Raw genomic sequence first — 16,762 nt, 5'->3', positions numbered from 1 at the left:
AGATATTGCTTATCTGTATGATAGTTGAGATATGATAAACTTCGATAATAATCATCCAACATGTGAACATTGCACATTTTCTCCTTTTTGCATCACAGAAGAAAAAAACCCGCGATGGGTGAATCAAATTAATCGTGCAGTAAAACAGCACTATCATCTAAAAAAAAATGAAGTACTATATCTTCCTCAGAATATCTTTCGAAACATATATGCGATTCAGCGTGGAAATTTAAAAACATATCAAGTAGATGCAGATGGAAATGAATTAATTCGAGGATTTTATTTTTCTGGCGAAGTACTTGGACTTGAGGCAATTTACACACGGCATTATCTTTTTTCAGCAGTGGCATTATCTGATAGTGTAATTTGTGAAATTCCTTACGATAATTTCCTGGAATTACTGCATTTAAGCCCTCCGCTGCAAAAACATATCTTATATTTAATGAGTCAGCAACTAAGTATAGGATCTTATTTGTTTTCAATCACAGCAGAACAACGACTTGCTGCCTTTCTTATTGATTTATCCTACCGATTAAATCCATCAGAAATGCAAGCGACGTTCCTACTGCCTATGTCTCGTCAAGATATCGGTAATTATTTAAGGCTCACAGCAGAAACCATTAGCCGCCTTCTCTCTCAATTTAAAGAAAACAAAATTATTGCGATCGATCAAAAGAAAATTCAATTTCTACAACTGGAAAAATTAAAACTTATTGCGGATATGAATGACGGTCGTTTCAGAATGTGACAAAATAATATCAATTCGATTTGATATCACACTATTAACACTCAATGTAGAACAGTTTTTTTTCATGGCTGCTGTTCGGCGCATCCGATGAAACCGAAAATAACAGGATTTACGCAAAACACCAATCTCTGCAGAGGCCTATTTGCCTTTCCATGATGTAGATCAATGTCATATAAAAAAAAATAACTAAAATGTCTGAAAAAAATGAGTATAGATTGCGTTATTAGGCTTTATACCGACAAAAACAGGGGAGCTAAAAGGTATGATACAACCAATTTGTAAAGTAGTGTCTGGATTTCCAGGTCAATGGATAATGAGGCATTTAGGTGTTGTTCTGCTTATAATGGTTTTACTTCTTTTAAACGGTTGTGACTCCGGAGCAATAGCGCCTAGGGGGCAAATTGCAGCAACTGAATTAAAGCTAATAATATTTTCAATCAAACTGATGCTCATTGTGGTGATTCCTGTTATTTTTATGGCATGCTGGTTTGGATGGCGGTATCGCGAGGGAAGTAATAGGAAATACACACCCGAATGGAACCATAGCACAATTTTAGAAATAGTTTGGTGGACAATTCCATGCATTATCATCTTAATTTTGGGTACAGTGACCTGGAAAACTACCCATAGCTTAGATCCCTATAAACCAATTGATTCACAAACAAAACCAGTCTCAGTTGAGGTTGTCTCGCTGGATTGGAAATGGTTGTTTATTTACCCTGAGTATCAAATAGCCACCCTTAATTATCTTAAAATTCCTACTGATACCCCTGTCAATTTTAAAATAACAGCTGCATCACCTATGAATTCCTTCGTAATTCCACAGCTTGGAGGACAAATCTATGCAATGACAGGAATGACTACACAGTTGCATCTTATTGCAGACACCCCAGGAAATTATCGAGGGCTTGCAACAAACTACACTGGTATCGGTTTTGCAGAAATGAGCTTTAACACGGAAGTTACTTCTCATGAGGATTTTACTAGGTGGGTTAACTCAATCAAACAATCCCATGACCAACTGACCTCATCGGTATTTTGGGATCAACTAGTACCAAAGTCAATTAATGATCCCGTGAGGCATTTTGGTAGTGTTGATGCTGGATTATTTGACAGCATTATTATGCACTACATGATGCCAAACAAGGATCATAAAAAAGCATAGAGCAAATTACCCATAAGTTTATGTACCTAAGTTAATACAAAAAGGAAATCGTCATGCTACAAACATTATTAGGAAAACTAAGTAATCTCCAAGAGGTTTTTCCTTATCTTTATGAACCCATAAGTCAGCAAATTATTATATTTACAATGCTGATGTTCATCATTATTGTCGGTGTTACTGTGTTAGGAGGGATCACATATTTCAAAAAATGGAGTTATCTTTGGCATGAATGGGTGATCACTGTAGACCATAAACGCATTGCGAAAATGTATCTTTTTGTTGCCCTAGTCATGCTTGTTCGAGGATTTATAGATGCGGTTATGATGAGAGCTCAGCAAGCCATGGCTTCTGGTGATTCCTATGGTTATCTTATTCCCGAGCATTTTGATCAAATATTTACTGCTCATGGGACTATAATGATATTTTTCGTTGCAATGCCTCTCATGTTTTCGTTATTTAACTTCGTAATACCATTACAAATTGGGGCTCGTGATGTTGCATTTCCCTTTCTAAACTCACTTAGTTTTTGGCTTTTTGCTGTTGGTGCTTTATTGGTTAATGTGTCCTTATTGATCGGTGATTTCGCTCATGCAGGTTGGTTAGCCTATCCTCCTTTTTCGGAGCTTGCCTATAGTCCAACAGTTGGAATGGATTATTACATTTGGGCTATCCAAATTTCAGGCATTGGTAGTCTCATGTCAGGAATAAATTTTTTCGTGACAATCCTTAAGATGCGTTGTCCTGGAATGTCCTTAATGAAAATGCCGGTTTTTACATGGACCGCTTTTTGTTCTTCAATTCTGGTTATGCTTATTTTCCCTGTACTGACCGTTGCATTGGCATTGCTTGGTTTAGACAGGTACCTTGATATGCATTTCTTTACCACCGATGCGGGTGGGGATCAAATGCTGTATGTCAATTTAGTATGGATTTGGGGACACCCAGAAGTCTATGTCTTAGTTTTACCCGCTTTTGGTGTTTATTCGGAGATTGTTGCAACGTTTTCTAGAAAAGCATTATTTGGTTATAAAACGATGGTTTGGGCTACCGCAGTGATCACTTTTTTGGCCTTCATTGTTTGGGCTCATCACTTCTTTACAATGGGTGCAGGTGCAAATGTAAATGCAGTTTTTGGAATCCTTACAATGATTATCTCCGTCCCTACCGGTGTGAAAGTCTTTAATTGGCTGTTCACAATGTACCGAGGACGGATTAGATTTACTACCCCAATGTATTGGCTAATGGGATTCTTTGTAACCTTTACGATTGGTGGAATGACTGGTGTAATGCTTGCTGTTCCAGGCATTGATTTTCAAGCTCACAATAGCGCTTTTTTAGTCGGTCATTTTCATAACACAATCATTGGTGGTGTTGTGTTTGGTTATTTTGCTGGCTTGGCTTACTGGTTCCCAAAAATGTTTGGATTCACCCTAAATGAATCACTTGGTAAATGCGCTTTTTGGTGTTGGCTAGTTGGCTTTTTTGTGGCATTTACTCCCCTCTACATTCTGGGTGGTATGGGAATGACTCGTCGTTTGTATCATTATGATGCTGCTACAGGTTTTCAACCTTATCTAATTGTAGCGGCCATTGGTGCAGGGATCATTGCATTGGGCGTTATCTTTCAGGTATTACAGATTATAGTAAGTATTAAAAACAGAGAAAAATATCGTGATATTTCTGGAGATCCATGGGATGGCCGTACTTTGGAATGGGATACAGCTTCTCCTCCAGCTGCTTATAACTTCGCACACATCCCTGTTGTTAATGATATTGATGATTTTTGGGAACAAAAACAGAAGGAAGTAAATGGCTTAGGTAAGACTAAGAAAAAGATTTCATCCTACCAAGATATCCACATGCCTAAGAACACATCTGTGGGATTTATTATTGGTGTCTTTGCGTTCATTTTTAGTTTTGCCATGGTATGGCATATTTGGTGGCTCGTAATATTAGGCCTTGGCAGTATTGTCATAACTCTGATGATGAGATCCTTTAATTACGCCACAGATTATCATATCACTGCAAATGAAGTGGAAGCGAATGAAATGAAATATCAACGATCTATTGTAGGAAGGTAATGATGAATAATACGTTAATAAAGGATATTCAAGCCTCGGCCGCAATTCCGATCACGGCTCGCGACATATTCCCGGGGTCCAGTATCGATAAGCATTCTAGACCTCGCAGACAAACTGCAGAGCAAGAAATCCATGCCGATTTTAATCATTTTGATGGCTCTAAAAATGTATTCGGGTTTTGGATATATATTATGACAGATTGCATTTTATTTGCCTCTTTATTTGCAGTGTATGCAGTTCTTCACACTCATACTTTCGGCGGGGCACATGCCAAAGAACTTTTTAGTCTGCCCTTTGTCTTAACTGAAACCTTAATACTTTTAACCAGCAGTTTTACCTATGGTCTTGCAATGCTCGCACGTGAAAGTAGCACTTCAGACAAGGTGACCCGATGGATGTGGGTAACTCTTGTATTGGGCCTTTGTTTTATTGCAATGGAAGGTTATGAGTTTCGACATTTATACTTAGATGGGCATACATGGAGTAAAAGTGCGTTTTTATCATCATTTTTTACTTTGGTTGCCACGCATGGATTACATGTCATCGTAGGACTTATCTGGATGTTAGCCATTATAGTTCAAATTAATGTACATGGTATTACACCTGTGACTAAGACAAAATTTACTTGCCTAGGTTTGTTTTGGCATTTTCTGGATATTGTTTGGATTTTTGTTTTTTCAGTCGTCTATTTGATGGGAGCAATTTAAAATGTCAAAACATGAGCTTATTTTAGATGCTGATACAGGTGCGTCTTATGGCACATATCAATCTTATACTGTTGGATTTGTTGCCTCACTTCTTTTGACGCTTCTCTCATTTTATTTGGTTGCCTCTTCTGGCCTGCCTCCAAAAATCCTATACATGGTAGTAGGGGCTCTTGCGATAATACAGCTTTTTGTGCAAGTTGTGTTTTTTCTCCATCTCAATACGAATTCAAAAACAAGTTGGAATTTATTAAGTTTCCTCTTTACTTTGGTTGTGGTGTTGGTATTGGTAATAGGCACTATGTGGATTATGTATAATTTATACGAAAAAATGGACATGAATATGATGGCAATGTAATCTCTGTAGTTTTTTTCTGGCCAGAAACTCGAACAAGATGAACTATCCTCTTAAGACGTTTCTTGGCCACTTACCAAGCAAGTCAGTTCATTGATTTATTTTTGTACGAGTAAAACGATTAACATGAAATCTCCAGAATTATTATCTCCTGCGGGCTCTTTAAAGCGTATGCGACGAGCGTTTGCCTATGGGGCAGATGCAGTCTACGCTGGACAACCTCGCTATAGTCTTCGAGCTAGAAATAACGAATTTTCCCATGAAAAATTGATTTTAGGCATTAGTGAAGCTCATGCACAAGGCAAACTATTCTTTGTCGCAAGTAATATCATTGCCCCCAATAATAAAATACATACTTATCTTGATGATCTTGCTCCAGTGATTGAAGCTGGCCCAGACGCTTTAATCATGACAGACCCTGGCCTCATTATGATGGTTAGAGAGAAATGGCCCGATCAACCGATTCATTTATCAGTTCAATCTAATGTAATGAATTCCGCGGCAGTAAAATTTTGGCAATCTATTGGTCTTGAACGAGTTATTTTATCTCGAGAGTTGTCTTTAAAAGAAATCCAAGCAATTAGAGAAAATTGCCCGGATATTGAATTAGAAGTATTTGTGCATGGCGCATTATGTATGGCTCACTCTGGACGTTGCCTCTTATCTGGCTATTTTAATCACCGTGACCCGAACCAAGGGGCATGTACCAATTCATGTCGATGGAAATACAATATTAAAGAAGGCAAAGAAGATGAATGGGGTAATGCACAGGTAGAATCTAATACTTTTCTATTTGAGCAATCTCCTCAGCGTGCAGGAGAAATGAATCTTATCGAAGAAGACGAACATGGGACTTATCTATTTAACTCAAAGGACTTAAGAGCAATTCAACATGTTGAAACGCTTGCACAAATGGGTATTGATTGTTTAAAAATAGAAGGACGTACTAAATCAGATTTTTATGTGGCTCGTGTGACCCAATTGTATCGAAAGGCTATTGATGATGCTGTTGGTGGCAAGCCCTTTGATTGGAGCCTCATGGATACTCTGGAGGGACTATCGCTCAGAGGCTACACAGAGGGATTTTATCGTCGCCATGTTCCTGAAGAATATCAAAGTTATAAAGACCGCAATGAAACGGGTATTAAACAGCAGGTAGTAGGTGAATTACTTAATTATGACAGTAGTAAACAACTGCTTGAAGTATTAGTAAAAAATCAATTTTCTATTGACGATACCCTTGAAATTATGCTTCCAAACAGTAATCACATTTTTACACTGGAAGCTATTGAAAGTACTGAGGGGCATTCAATCAAACGCGCCCCAGGTAGTGGTTATGTTGTTCGGATTGCTGCTGATATTCAAGAGCTGAATCAGTTGGAGCATGGCTATTTAATTCGTCATTGGAGTGATACTTAGCATTGAGTGGGATATGTCAACAATCGAACAATTGAGAGAACAAATTCAAAACATAGATCATGATATCATTAGGTACATAGCTCTTCGTCAGGATTTATGTAAAAAAATTGGCACGTTAAAAAGACAACTAGGGAAGCAAATTATTGATGTCGAGCAAGAAAAAAAGAATTTTGAGCTTTATGAATCTCTATCTAAGAAATATTCCATGGATCCTAAATTTGTTGCGCATTTATTTAGGTTAATTATTCTAAATTCTAGAACAATACAACAACAAGCCATCCGAAAAGTCAAAGAGTCGATTTATCCTAAATTTGGCAGTTAAATGGCTTTGGGGACCAAGAGAGACTCTAGAACGTTTCATGTCCTTCCTTTGTAAGAGCTGATTGATTCCATAAAGTTTTCTGTGAAAGTATATTTATTTTTTCCATTTAGTTTGGACTGATACATCGCTTGATCGGCATTTTTAATGAGTTGATTTAATTCTAACCCATCATTTGGATAAAGAGCGACGCCAATGCTTAAAGAAATGGCAATATCAATTTCTGCTACTTGGATGGGTGAGAGAAATTGATCTTTAATACGGTTTAGGACGGTAAGAATTTTATTTTCAGAGGAGGCATGAAGAAGGATAATAATAAATTCATCTCCACCAACTCTCACAAAAAGGTCTTCCATTCGGATGCATTGTTTTACCCGTTCAGTCACCGTTTTTAATACGATATCGCCAACTTCATGCCCATATTGGTCATTAATTTTTTTAAAATTATCAACATCAAAATAGGTTAATGCAAAAGTTGATCTATTGTTTCTAGTTTTTACAAGGTTCTCAAATTCAAAATAAAGGACATTTCGATTGCCCAGGTTTGTCAATGGATCATAGAAGGCAAGTTGTTGGAATTTTTCAGAAGGAAACTTCTTATCAAGCATATTGGATAGTTCTCTAAGTGCGACAAATAGCATAGTATAATCTGAACCACTTGTCTCTTGTGAAACATCAATCACTTCATCCCAACGCAAGAAGATGTTTTTATTGATTTCGATCCATTTTTGCACCAGTTCGTTTTCATTGTTGTAAGCAATTCGTGACTGCAGCATTAGTATAGTTAAGCGTCTTTGTAATAGATCAATTTCATCCCTAAGGGTGATTCTTGCCATACTATTTTTATAACCTTCTCTATTGTCATTCGCGATAATGTCTCGAAACCAAACAAGCTTGAACTTACCGCCTATTGCAAAATAAACTTTTGCGGTTTTCTCAAGATTAAAGGAATAAGATGTGGCTACTTCAGTAATATTAAGTGCAGTATATAACACTCTGAGAATGGAAAGTTTCTTGGCGCTTTCTTGGGATAATCCTATCGAAATAAATCGTTCATAATTGAGTTCAAGTTGCTTTTTAGTTTGTCCAACAATCAGTGTAGGAATTATTGGAGTCAATTCTTCAATGCAACTTTTATAGTGGGTAATTAAATTTTCAGTATCATTGTCCATCCTATTGGAGTTGAGGAACCACCGACAAGACATATTCACCAAGCGTCTAATTCGATGTAACAAATCATATTGTACTTCGGATGAAATAGAATCATCAAAGGCCTCAATTTCATCATGGAGTTTCCGCAAGCCAAAAACCTTCATGGAAATGACAAATGATTTAATGATCATCGGTATAGATTCGCCTGTTTCCATATTCAGTCGATATAGAAAAGTAATTCCCATACGGTTAATCACCATATTACTAAGCTGACTAGCAATTATTTCCTTCGCTAATAAATGATGCATTATGTCAGTTCTGCAAATATCATGAAGAGATTTAGGGAAGGCGGTTGTTATAACCTCTTTTATATAAGGATCATGACTTAGATCAGAATTTAAAATTTCATTTCTGGCATGAATTTTTAAATAAGAGAGTAAAATAGCTAATTCAGGTCGAGTAAGGCTTTTTCCTGTCACTTTTCGTTCTGATAATACTTTGCTATTTGGAAGACATTGTTTCGATCTTGATAGATTAAATTTAGCATCTAAATTTTTTAGGAGTGCATGATATAAATCAACATATTCAATAGCGTGACTAGCTGAAAAACTAATAACCAATGTTTGATAATAGCTTTCTAAAAGTACCATTTTTACCAATTCATCGGATACTGTTTCTAAAAGTTCATTTCGTTGCTGTTTAGACAATTCATTTTTTTGTAATTTATTAGCTAAAGCAATCTTCAAATTAACTTCATGATTGGAATAATTGATATCTGCGCCATTATCAATGAAATCGGTATTTATAAGTCCTCCAGAAAGCGCATATTCAATGCGAGCACATTGGGTTAAACCGGAATATCCCCCCTCAACAATTACTTTACACTTTAATTCATTGGCATCAATTCGGCATAAATCATTTGCTCTATCCTTAACATCATCGTTGTTTTCATGTGTCGCTTTAATGTAGGTACCAATACCACCGTTAAAAATTAAATCAACAGAACATCTTAGTATTCTTTTGATTAATTCATTGGGAGATAATTGGGTTTCTGTAATCTCGAAAACTTGTTTCATTTCATTAGTAATAAAAACCGTCGTTTGATCTCGCGAAAACACTCCTCCACCACGTGAAATGAGCTTCTTATTATAGTTTGACCAGGATGAATTTGGTAATGCAAAAAGACGAACACGTTCTTCGTAGGATATTTCAGGATTTGGTGATGGGTCTATAAAAATAAACTGATCATTAAATGCTGCAAGAAGCCTAATAGTTTTTGAATAAATCATGCTATTGCCAAAAACATCGCCACTCATGTCTCCAATGCCTACGACTGTTGGTGAATAAGCCATTAAGTTGATGCTCAGATCTCTAAAATGGCGTTTAATGGATTCCCAGGCCCCTTTAGCAGTTATTCCTAATTTTTTATGGTTATATCGTTGTGAACCACCTGATGCAAATGCATCACCTAACCAATAATGGTATGATTTGGAAATTCTATTGGCTAAATTGGGAAAAAGCTCATTTCTTCTATCTGAAGTAATTGCCAAGTAGGGGTCTGGGTCATCATGGCAAACAACATTTTCTGGGTGGACAATTGTTTCTTGAGTGATATTATCCGTTAGATCGAGGAGACCAGCTATAAATTCTTGATAAGCTCCGTTAGCTTCAGCTTCGAGTTGTTTAGATGAATGATTATTATTCTCCTCCGTATGGAGAATAAATCCTCCCTTGGCTCCTGTTGTAGCAATAATGGCATTGCGTAAGATCTGATCGTTCATGGCATTGAGAATTTCTGAACGATAATTTTCATGATAGGATAGCATGATCCCGCCACTGGAAATTTTGGATGATTTTAAATAAATACCTTCAAATTTTTTAGAGTAAACAAATATTTCATTCAATGGTTTTGGATCCGACATTTCTAGTACTGCATTTGAGTTGAATTTTAAAGATAAGTAAGGTTTTCTTTTTCCTAGGCTATCTCGTTGGAAGAAATTAGTTCTTGTAGTTGATTCGATTAAATTATTAAATATCCTTAAGACTTTTTCTTCATCAATATTTTGGATAGCACTTAATTCGCGATCGATTAAACCGATCAAATCTGTTAACTCATTATCAGAATTTCTTTTTGGTTGGTTATTTAAAATGAAATATTTGAGAAATAATTTGGAAATGTTTGAATATTTTTTTAAAATAGACTCAATGTATTGTTGGCTAAATGCTACTCCTATTTGCTTCATGTATTTAGCATAGGCTCTAAAAACAGTGATTTCATCACAATCACAACCAATTACAGATATTAAATGATTAAATCCATCATTTTCATATTTCCCACTCAATATTTCTACAAATGAACGGCATATTAGTTCACTGGATGCTGGAATATTGGTACTAGATTCTACTGAGTCATCTATTCTATATTCGCAAATCCAAATGCTCTCATTATTTTCACCAGTTAACTCAAAAGTATGTTCACTGATAGCTCGCAAGCCCAAATTTTCTAAAATAGGTAAGACATCGGCCAATGCAGTAACATGAGCGTATTGAAAAAGGCAAAAATTTATTTTTGTAGCCTCTCCATTATTGGTTTGTTTGATATCCGCTAAAATTGGGTTTTCTTTTGAAAGTTTAGGAATAAGAGAACTGATTTTTATATTATATTCTTCTAGACGCAGATCAGTGTTTTTACTGGAAAGAGAATTACGTGAAAATTTTGAACTAGTAATAGACTTTAGTTGTTTGTCTATTTCTTTGTCCCTAGAGGTCTCATTATCCATAATGTTTTCCTTCACATTAGTAGGTGCTTCCTGCTGTTTGATTGCCCACAATTATTGCGTTATTTATTTTAAACATCACAACCAATTCATGAAAAACCTGCTCCTTGCATAGAGCTTAACTTCTCTATGTTATATGTGATGCTTGATTGAGATACTAGTCATTGCCTAATACTGACAAATATAGTGTATTTTTTCAAAAAAAAAAGAATACTTAGGGATACCTCAGGTAGCATACATGAAGCAATACAGTTTTTTGAGAATTAGTTTGAGTTGACTTAATGGATTTCTACTTTCCCAGGCCCAATGATTGTTCCATCAACAATTTTTTTAGAAGAAGGATTAACAATTTTAATGGTATCATTAAGATACCCATCCATTTGTGCTACTCCAGACATACTGACCTCTATTGGACCCTCTTTGAAAATGAGAGTAACAGGCTGATTTTTTTTTATAAATAATGACTTTGCAATGCTTTTTTTAAGAATGATACTTCCTGGAGGAATTAGTCGAGCTGCAACTAAGCCATTCACTTTAGAAATGTCCTGAAAATATTCATCATAAACTTGATATTTATCAAATTTTTTTATAACGATATCTTTTTCAGTTATAACTTCTCCGGGCATAATTCGACGAGCAGCACTTATCATATCGGTCATTAGTTTGATTTGCACTGGGACATATAAGATGGATGGATTTTCTCCTTTACAGGATAAAAGAACTGTGTTTGTTGGTGATGATAATCCTGGGTGGGCTAATGAAACATCAAAATCTGACTTACAATAAGGGAGGATATTTTGCTCATTAAGTTGTAAAATTGTAATCTCAATTTTTTCCCCTGCCTCAGTTGGAATTGATGCTAAGATAATATTATCTATATATCTTTGAAAGTCTTGAAAAGAACTAAATGATTCTGCGAATAGTAGATTGCAGTAAAAAAATACTAGGAAAAAAAATATAAATTTTTTAATAAGATATACCATTAATCAATTCCTTTCGTTTATAGTAATAACGATACTCAACTAATGTAATTTATTAATGGATTACAAACAAGAGAGGGATTATGCTAGTAATTTTGGGTTATTTAATTATCCTATTTTCAGTTTTTGGTGGTTTTGCTCTTGCTGGAGGTCATTTATTTGCGTTATTTCAGCCAATCGAGTTATTAATGATTGGGGGAGCAGCATTGGGTTCTTTTGTGGTCAGTAATAATCTTAAAATTGTTATACAGACCATTAAAAGTGTTTTTTCTGTGATTTTGAAATTTGGGTATTCGAAGAAATATTATGTACAACTTTTGTCCTTTTTATTTGAAATAGCAGATAAAGTAAAAAAACAAGGCGTACTTTCTGTTGAAGGAGATATTGAAAACATTAATGAAAGTGCGATTACCAAAAAATATCCCTTGGTACTTAAAGATAAGGAAGTGATGGAGTTTTTTACTGATCACATGCGATTGATTATTACAGGTCGAGTAAACAACCATCAGTTAGAGAACTTGATGGAACAGGACATTGAAACATTTCAAGAGGAAAAGGAACAATGTGTTAATGCAATTAATAAAGTAGCTGATAGTTTACCTGCTTTTGGAATTGTTGCTGCAGTGATGGGGGTGGTCCATACCATGGAATCTTTAGGGATACCACCCGAGCAATTAGGGGCCTTAATTGCTAAAGCTTTAGTAGGTACTTTTTTAGGAGTCTTAATCGGTTATGGTTTTATTGCGCCTTTGGCGTACTTAATGGGACATCGTACTGATGCAGCAGTTAAATCATTAAATTGTATTCGTGTGGTATTGGTAGCAATGATGAATCAGTTTTCTCCAAGTATGGCTTTGGAATTTGGTAGAAAAATTATTTACGGCAAAGAAAGGCCAAATGGTAAAGAATTGGAAGAGTTATTAAAAAAAATTAATCATGCAGGCTCAGGAGCAGTTGAATGAGTAATTCATCGAAAGAGCCCCAAATTATCATCATAAAAAAGGTAAGAAAAAAGCATAATGCACATCATGGGGGATCTTGGAAAATAGCTTATGCAGATTTTGTGACTGCTATGATGGCTTTTTTTCTTCTCATGTGGTTATTGTCGATGCTAAATAAATTTCAATTAATGGGAATCTCTAATTATTTTAGTAAACCCTTAAAAAATGTTTTTGTTGACAATAAAAAAAATGATGTAAAACAAAAAAAAGTTCCTGATGAAAATACTAAAAAATATAAATTACAATTAATTAATGAGGAAAAAGTTCAAATTGATGCGCATTCTCGAGGTATGGATAAGGAGCCTCTTAAGGTTATCGCCAACGAGGACCTAAAAAAAATAGTTAAAAATACAAATCAAGTGACTCAAGAAGAAGAATTAAAAAAATTAAAAGAAAAATTAGAAAGAAAATTAAAAGAAAACTCAAATGTTGCTAAATACAAAGATCAAGTTGACTTTACCATAGTTAAAGATGGATTAAAAATCCGCCTACAAGATTTAGAAAATAAGCCTATGTTTTCTCTTGGAAAAGTTGATTTTGAATCGCATGCTAGCCACATTCTTAATTGGTTATCGCAGGAAATTAATGAAAGTGGATACAAGGTCACTATTATTGGGCATACTGATACAAGACCCTATGCTAATAGTTTAAATTACAGTAACTGGGAGTTGTCGGCAGATAGGGCAAATGCTACGAGAAGAGTATTGATCAAATATGGGGTGTCCGAAGAGAAAATTATTCGAATACAAGGTGCTTCTGATTCTGTTCTTTTAGATAAAAAATCTGGAGAAAATCCAAAAAATAGAAGAATTGAGATCATCTTGTTAACTGATGAGGCTGTAAAACGATTGCTTGAGGGATAAAATGAGGGATCTAACCGAACAAAAAACTGATAATTCTGAAGAGTTACAACATATTGAATCTTTTGAAAATAGTTGGTTGGTAGAAGAAAATAAAGATATTGTGAACTTAGCTCAAGCCTTTTCTGCGAACTTTGGCACAGAACTTTCACAATATTTAGGAAAAAAAATCGATTTTGAATATAAAGCAATCAAATATCTTGAGGATAAGGATACAATTAAAAACTATAAGGATTTTATTTACACTGTTTTTGCTCTTCAAAATAGAGAAGAACAAGGACTGCTCCTTTTTGATTTCCAATCGGCTAGTTTATTTATTGATTACTTATATGGATACGTAGGGAATGAAAGTAATAAAGAATTATTGTCCTTTGGAAATTGTTCACTTAAGGTTATTGATCAAATTGGAAATTTGTGTTTAGTTTCTTTGGGTAAAATTTTTTCAGAGCAAATCGATTTTCAACCACAACTATTAAAATCTACACTATACTTAAAAAACTTGAATTTTCGCCATATAGAGGAAAAAAACTATCAAATCCTGTTTCAAATGAATGCAAACAAAGTCAATTGTTTTTTTAAACTGATTTTACCGCAAAAAATATTGGAGGAGATGGCGTTTTATAATCACACCATCAAAAATGAGACCGCAGATGATTGTTTACAAGACGAGTTTAATTCTTCCTTAAAAAAGGAAGTAATTGAAAGCACCGTCAATGTAATAGCCATGTTACCTGAAATTAAATTACCCTTAAATAAGGTGATGAATTTAAAATCAGGTGATTTAATTGAAGTTAGTGATCCTTCATTAGTTGAATTATGTGTAGACAATAAAAAGGTGTTTAATGCACAACTTGGACAATTAAATTCTTACAAGGCAGTTAAAACGATAGTTGATTGAGAAATAGGGAATAATAAAATGTTTGAACAATCAGAGAAGCCAGATCAGGTTAATTCGAGTATAAATGAAGCAGGGAGAGACCATCCTCTGGATGATATCATTATTTCTTTACGAGTTGAGCTCGGTAGCGCAAAAATGAAAATTAGTGAATTAATGGGTTTAGGGCAAAATTCTATTATTCAACTTGCCCAAAAAGTAACTGAACCTTTGATTATTTATGCTAACGATAAGCCAATCTTGAGAGGACAAATTATATCTGCTAATGGCAAATATCATATTCGCATAATGTAATCATTACCCTATGATGAATGTGACTTTGCTGTTGCAGTTTGCCTAAAGCTATAGGATACTAAGTTAAAGAAAGGAATTTTTTATATAGGATATACATCATGACTGTTCCTGCGATTTCAAAAGCGCAAATCATGGATACGTTGACAAAAATTAGATCCATATCAGAAAAGCCCCAATTAGATAATCTCAATATTAAAAAGACACAATCGGGCTTTGGTGAGATAATGGGGGCTGCAAAATCTGCATTGTCTACAATCAATCAAACACAAAATGCTGCTGAGTCTTTAAAAGAGTCTTATCTAAAAGGAGATATAAAAGTTTCTTTACCGCAAGTGTTAATTTCTGCAATCCATTCTAAAGTGGCTTTTGAAGGTCTTTTAGTTGTAAGGAACAAACTGATTGATGCTTATAAAGAGATCATGAGTATGCCTATATGATTTGAGCGACAGCTATGGATCAAAGTATTACTAAAGTTTTAGAGGTACTTAGAGATTTGTTTCAATTTGATGTTACCAAACGAATCTTTTTTCTTGTCGGGGTAACCTTAAGTGTTGTTTTAGGAATAAGTCTATATCATTGGGTTCAATCTCCAATTTATGCTCCTTTGCCTTATTATGTTGATGGTGATAATTTATCAGCAATAATGCAAGAATTAGATAAAGGTGGAATTTTATACAAAGTTAATGAGTATAATCATACGGTTTCAGTCCCAGTTAATGATTTGGAAAAAGCTAAATTAAACTTATCCATTGCAGGGGTTTCTAAGGACAATGTCTTTAGTCTTGCCTATCTTAATGATTCGAACCAGTTTGGTAGCAGTCAATTTTTGGAAAATGCCCGCTATGTACATGCATTAGAGGCCGATTTGGCCAGGACTATTTCTAAGATACAAGGTGTAAATGCTGCTAAGGTTCATCTTGCTATTCCGCAAAGAAATATTTTTTCTGACGAAAACACAAAGCCGTCTGCTTCGGTAATGGTTAATTTTACTCCTGGTTATGAACATGATAAAGAAATAATTAAGTCAATAATTCAACTTATTGCGGCGAGTGTGCCTGGATTAGAGCCAAGATCTGTAGTTATAACGAATCAATACGGCCATTATTTGTCTTCTATCCTCAATCAAGATAGCTATCTCAATCAAGAAGAATTAGATTATCAAAATAGTTTACAGATGTACTATGAAAGGCGAATCAAATCACTTATTTCACCTATGGTTGGGATAAATAAAGCGTCTATAAGTGTGAATATTGATTTGGATTTTACTCAGCAAGAAGAAGCTAAAGAAGCGTTTGATCCAAATCAAACAACGGTACGCAGCGAGCAAACATTGAGCGAAAATACTTCCTCTGCAAACGCAAGCGGAGTGCCTGGTGCTCTATCAAATCAAGCTCCTACAAATAAAGAACAGAATAATCAAAACAGCCCTCAAACTGGACAAAGTCGCAGTCAGAGCATTAAAAACTATGAAGTGTCAAAGTCAATGCAATATAAAAAATCTAGTACTCCTAAAATAAAAACCATCTCAGTAGCTGTGATTGTTGATGAAGATATGGTGCTTGATAAGAAGACAAATAAAATGGTTCCTAAGCCGTTATCCCAAGATAAATTAGATAAGCTAACTGAACTTGTGAAATCAACAATTGGCTTTAATTCAAAAAGAGGTGACCAAGTTACAGTGGTCAATAGTGTTTTCAAGTCCGAAAAGATAGAAACTCCAACACAAATACCATTTTGGGAAAAGCCCCTATTCTTAGAGTGGTCAAAGCAGATACTGGGCGTTATTTTAGGATTTTTATTTCTTCTCCTCATATACAAAAAATTTATTGCGAGTTTTAAACCGAAAGAGGCTAAAATGGTTCCATCATTGGCTTTGGGCATAACTGGAGAGCATCAAATTACTCCTGAAATGATGCACTTGAAAGAAGAGCAGATTAAGTTATTAAAAGACTTGGTCCTAAAAGACCCAAATAAGGTAGCGAATATAATTAAGAAATGGATAGCAAATTAAA

The 16,762-nt window shown here is 35.0% G+C and carries 15 protein-coding genes; 13 read left to right on the top strand and 2 right to left on the bottom strand.

The genetic code is table 11. From position 1 onward, the window contains the following. Positions 1-31: 31 nt before the first annotated feature. The 7 genes from OK13_RS04580 to OK13_RS04550 all read left to right on the top strand — a co-directional run bounded on the left by OK13_RS04580 (position 32) and on the right by OK13_RS04550 (position 6,794). Positions 32-748 carry a Crp/Fnr family transcriptional regulator gene (locus tag OK13_RS04580; protein WP_035888126.1) on the top strand — a complete coding sequence of 239 codons (717 nt, stop codon included), beginning with the start codon at positions 32-34 and terminating at the stop codon, positions 746-748. 262 nt (positions 749-1,010) lie between these two features. Continuing rightward, a complete protein-coding gene (gene cyoA, locus OK13_RS04575) occupies positions 1,011-1,913 on the top strand; it encodes a ubiquinol oxidase subunit II (RefSeq protein WP_206538887.1) in 903 nt (300 codons plus the stop codon). Between the two features lie 53 nt (positions 1,914-1,966). After that, complete coding sequence (gene cyoB, locus OK13_RS04570) at positions 1,967-3,994, top strand: cytochrome o ubiquinol oxidase subunit I (RefSeq protein WP_035888123.1); 2,028 nt, start codon at positions 1,967-1,969, stop codon at positions 3,992-3,994. Then, complete coding sequence (cyoC, locus tag OK13_RS04565; protein ID WP_241480410.1) at positions 3,994-4,701, top strand: cytochrome o ubiquinol oxidase subunit III; 708 nt, start codon at positions 3,994-3,996, stop codon at positions 4,699-4,701. The genes cyoB and cyoC overlap by 1 nt, the downstream gene beginning before the upstream one ends. 1 nt (position 4,702) lies before the next feature. Next, complete coding sequence (cyoD, locus tag OK13_RS04560; protein ID WP_035888119.1) at positions 4,703-5,056, top strand: cytochrome o ubiquinol oxidase subunit IV; 354 nt, start codon at positions 4,703-4,705, stop codon at positions 5,054-5,056. A gap of 123 nt (positions 5,057-5,179) precedes the next feature. Continuing rightward, positions 5,180-6,472 (top strand): prephenate-dependent tRNA uridine(34) hydroxylase TrhP, encoded by a 1,293-nt coding sequence (gene trhP, locus OK13_RS04555; protein ID WP_035888117.1) that lies wholly within the window; start codon positions 5,180-5,182, stop codon positions 6,470-6,472. Between the two features lie 13 nt (positions 6,473-6,485). Beyond that, positions 6,486-6,794, top strand: a complete 309-nt coding sequence (locus OK13_RS04550; RefSeq protein ID WP_052117565.1) for a chorismate mutase — start codon at positions 6,486-6,488, stop codon at positions 6,792-6,794. A gap of 35 nt (positions 6,795-6,829) precedes the next feature. On the opposite strand, the gene OK13_RS04545 is transcribed toward OK13_RS04550, so the two are convergent. Then, positions 6,830-10,723: an NAD-glutamate dehydrogenase domain-containing protein gene (locus OK13_RS04545; RefSeq protein ID WP_052117564.1), complete on the bottom strand. Its 3,894-nt coding sequence runs from the start codon at positions 10,721-10,723 to the stop codon at positions 6,830-6,832. A 275-nt stretch (positions 10,724-10,998) separates the two neighbouring features. After that, positions 10,999-11,703, bottom strand: a complete 705-nt coding sequence (gene flgA, locus OK13_RS04540; RefSeq protein ID WP_035888116.1) for a flagellar basal body P-ring formation chaperone FlgA — start codon at positions 11,701-11,703, stop codon at positions 10,999-11,001. Positions 11,704-11,783: 80 nt separating this feature from the next. On the opposite strand from flgA, the gene motA reads away from it, so the two are divergent. The 6 genes from motA (at position 11,784) to fliF (ending at position 16,761) form a co-directional block, all read left to right on the top strand. Continuing rightward, positions 11,784-12,662, top strand: coding sequence for a flagellar motor stator protein MotA (gene motA / locus OK13_RS04535; RefSeq protein ID WP_035888114.1), 879 nt, complete (start codon positions 11,784-11,786; stop codon positions 12,660-12,662). Further along, positions 12,659-13,564: a flagellar motor protein MotB gene (gene motB / locus OK13_RS04530; RefSeq protein ID WP_035888112.1), complete on the top strand. Its 906-nt coding sequence runs from the start codon at positions 12,659-12,661 to the stop codon at positions 13,562-13,564. Before motA ends, motB begins: the two co-directional genes overlap by 4 nt. Continuing rightward, positions 13,554-14,459 (top strand): FliM/FliN family flagellar motor switch protein, encoded by a 906-nt coding sequence (locus tag OK13_RS04525; protein WP_152571572.1) that lies wholly within the window; start codon positions 13,554-13,556, stop codon positions 14,457-14,459. The genes motB and OK13_RS04525 overlap by 11 nt, the downstream gene beginning before the upstream one ends. A gap of 18 nt (positions 14,460-14,477) precedes the next feature. Next, positions 14,478-14,750, top strand: a complete 273-nt coding sequence (locus OK13_RS04520; RefSeq protein ID WP_052117563.1) for a FliM/FliN family flagellar motor switch protein — start codon at positions 14,478-14,480, stop codon at positions 14,748-14,750. 98 nt (positions 14,751-14,848) lie between these two features. Continuing rightward, a complete protein-coding gene (fliE, locus tag OK13_RS04515) occupies positions 14,849-15,187 on the top strand; it encodes a flagellar hook-basal body complex protein FliE (protein ID WP_035888108.1) in 339 nt (112 codons plus the stop codon). A gap of 14 nt (positions 15,188-15,201) precedes the next feature. Then, positions 15,202-16,761, top strand: a complete 1,560-nt coding sequence (gene fliF, locus OK13_RS04510; protein WP_035888105.1) for a flagellar basal-body MS-ring/collar protein FliF — start codon at positions 15,202-15,204, stop codon at positions 16,759-16,761. Position 16,762: the final 1 nt, after the last annotated feature.

It is taken from the genome of Legionella norrlandica (genome assembly GCF_000770585.1).
GTDB lineage: Bacteria > Pseudomonadota > Gammaproteobacteria > Legionellales > Legionellaceae > Legionella > Legionella norrlandica.
This window is presented reverse-complemented; position numbering and strand designations above follow the sequence as displayed.

Bases quoted from the DNA above. Each gene is read 5' to 3' on its own strand.
- OK13_RS04580 (WP_035888126.1), top strand. From the start codon at position 32: ATGATAAACTTCGATAATAATCATCCAACATGTGAACATTGCACATTT.
- cyoA (WP_206538887.1), top strand. From the start codon at position 1,011: ATGATACAACCAATTTGTAAAGTAGTGTCTGGATTTCCAGGTCAATGG.
- cyoB (WP_035888123.1), top strand. From the start codon at position 1,967: ATGCTACAAACATTATTAGGAAAACTAAGTAATCTCCAAGAGGTTTTT.
- cyoC (WP_241480410.1), top strand. From the start codon at position 3,994: ATGATGAATAATACGTTAATAAAGGATATTCAAGCCTCGGCCGCAATT.
- cyoD (WP_035888119.1), top strand. From the start codon at position 4,703: ATGTCAAAACATGAGCTTATTTTAGATGCTGATACAGGTGCGTCTTAT.
- trhP (WP_035888117.1), top strand. From the start codon at position 5,180: ATGAAATCTCCAGAATTATTATCTCCTGCGGGCTCTTTAAAGCGTATG.
- OK13_RS04550 (WP_052117565.1), top strand. From the start codon at position 6,486: ATGTCAACAATCGAACAATTGAGAGAACAAATTCAAAACATAGATCAT.
- OK13_RS04545 (WP_052117564.1), bottom strand. From the start codon at position 10,723: ATGGATAATGAGACCTCTAGGGACAAAGAAATAGACAAACAACTAAAG.
- flgA (WP_035888116.1), bottom strand. From the start codon at position 11,703: ATGGTATATCTTATTAAAAAATTTATATTTTTTTTCCTAGTATTTTTT.
- motA (WP_035888114.1), top strand. From the start codon at position 11,784: ATGCTAGTAATTTTGGGTTATTTAATTATCCTATTTTCAGTTTTTGGT.
- motB (WP_035888112.1), top strand. From the start codon at position 12,659: ATGAGTAATTCATCGAAAGAGCCCCAAATTATCATCATAAAAAAGGTA.
- OK13_RS04520 (WP_052117563.1), top strand. From the start codon at position 14,478: ATGTTTGAACAATCAGAGAAGCCAGATCAGGTTAATTCGAGTATAAAT.
- fliE (WP_035888108.1), top strand. From the start codon at position 14,849: ATGACTGTTCCTGCGATTTCAAAAGCGCAAATCATGGATACGTTGACA.
- fliF (WP_035888105.1), top strand. From the start codon at position 15,202: ATGGATCAAAGTATTACTAAAGTTTTAGAGGTACTTAGAGATTTGTTT.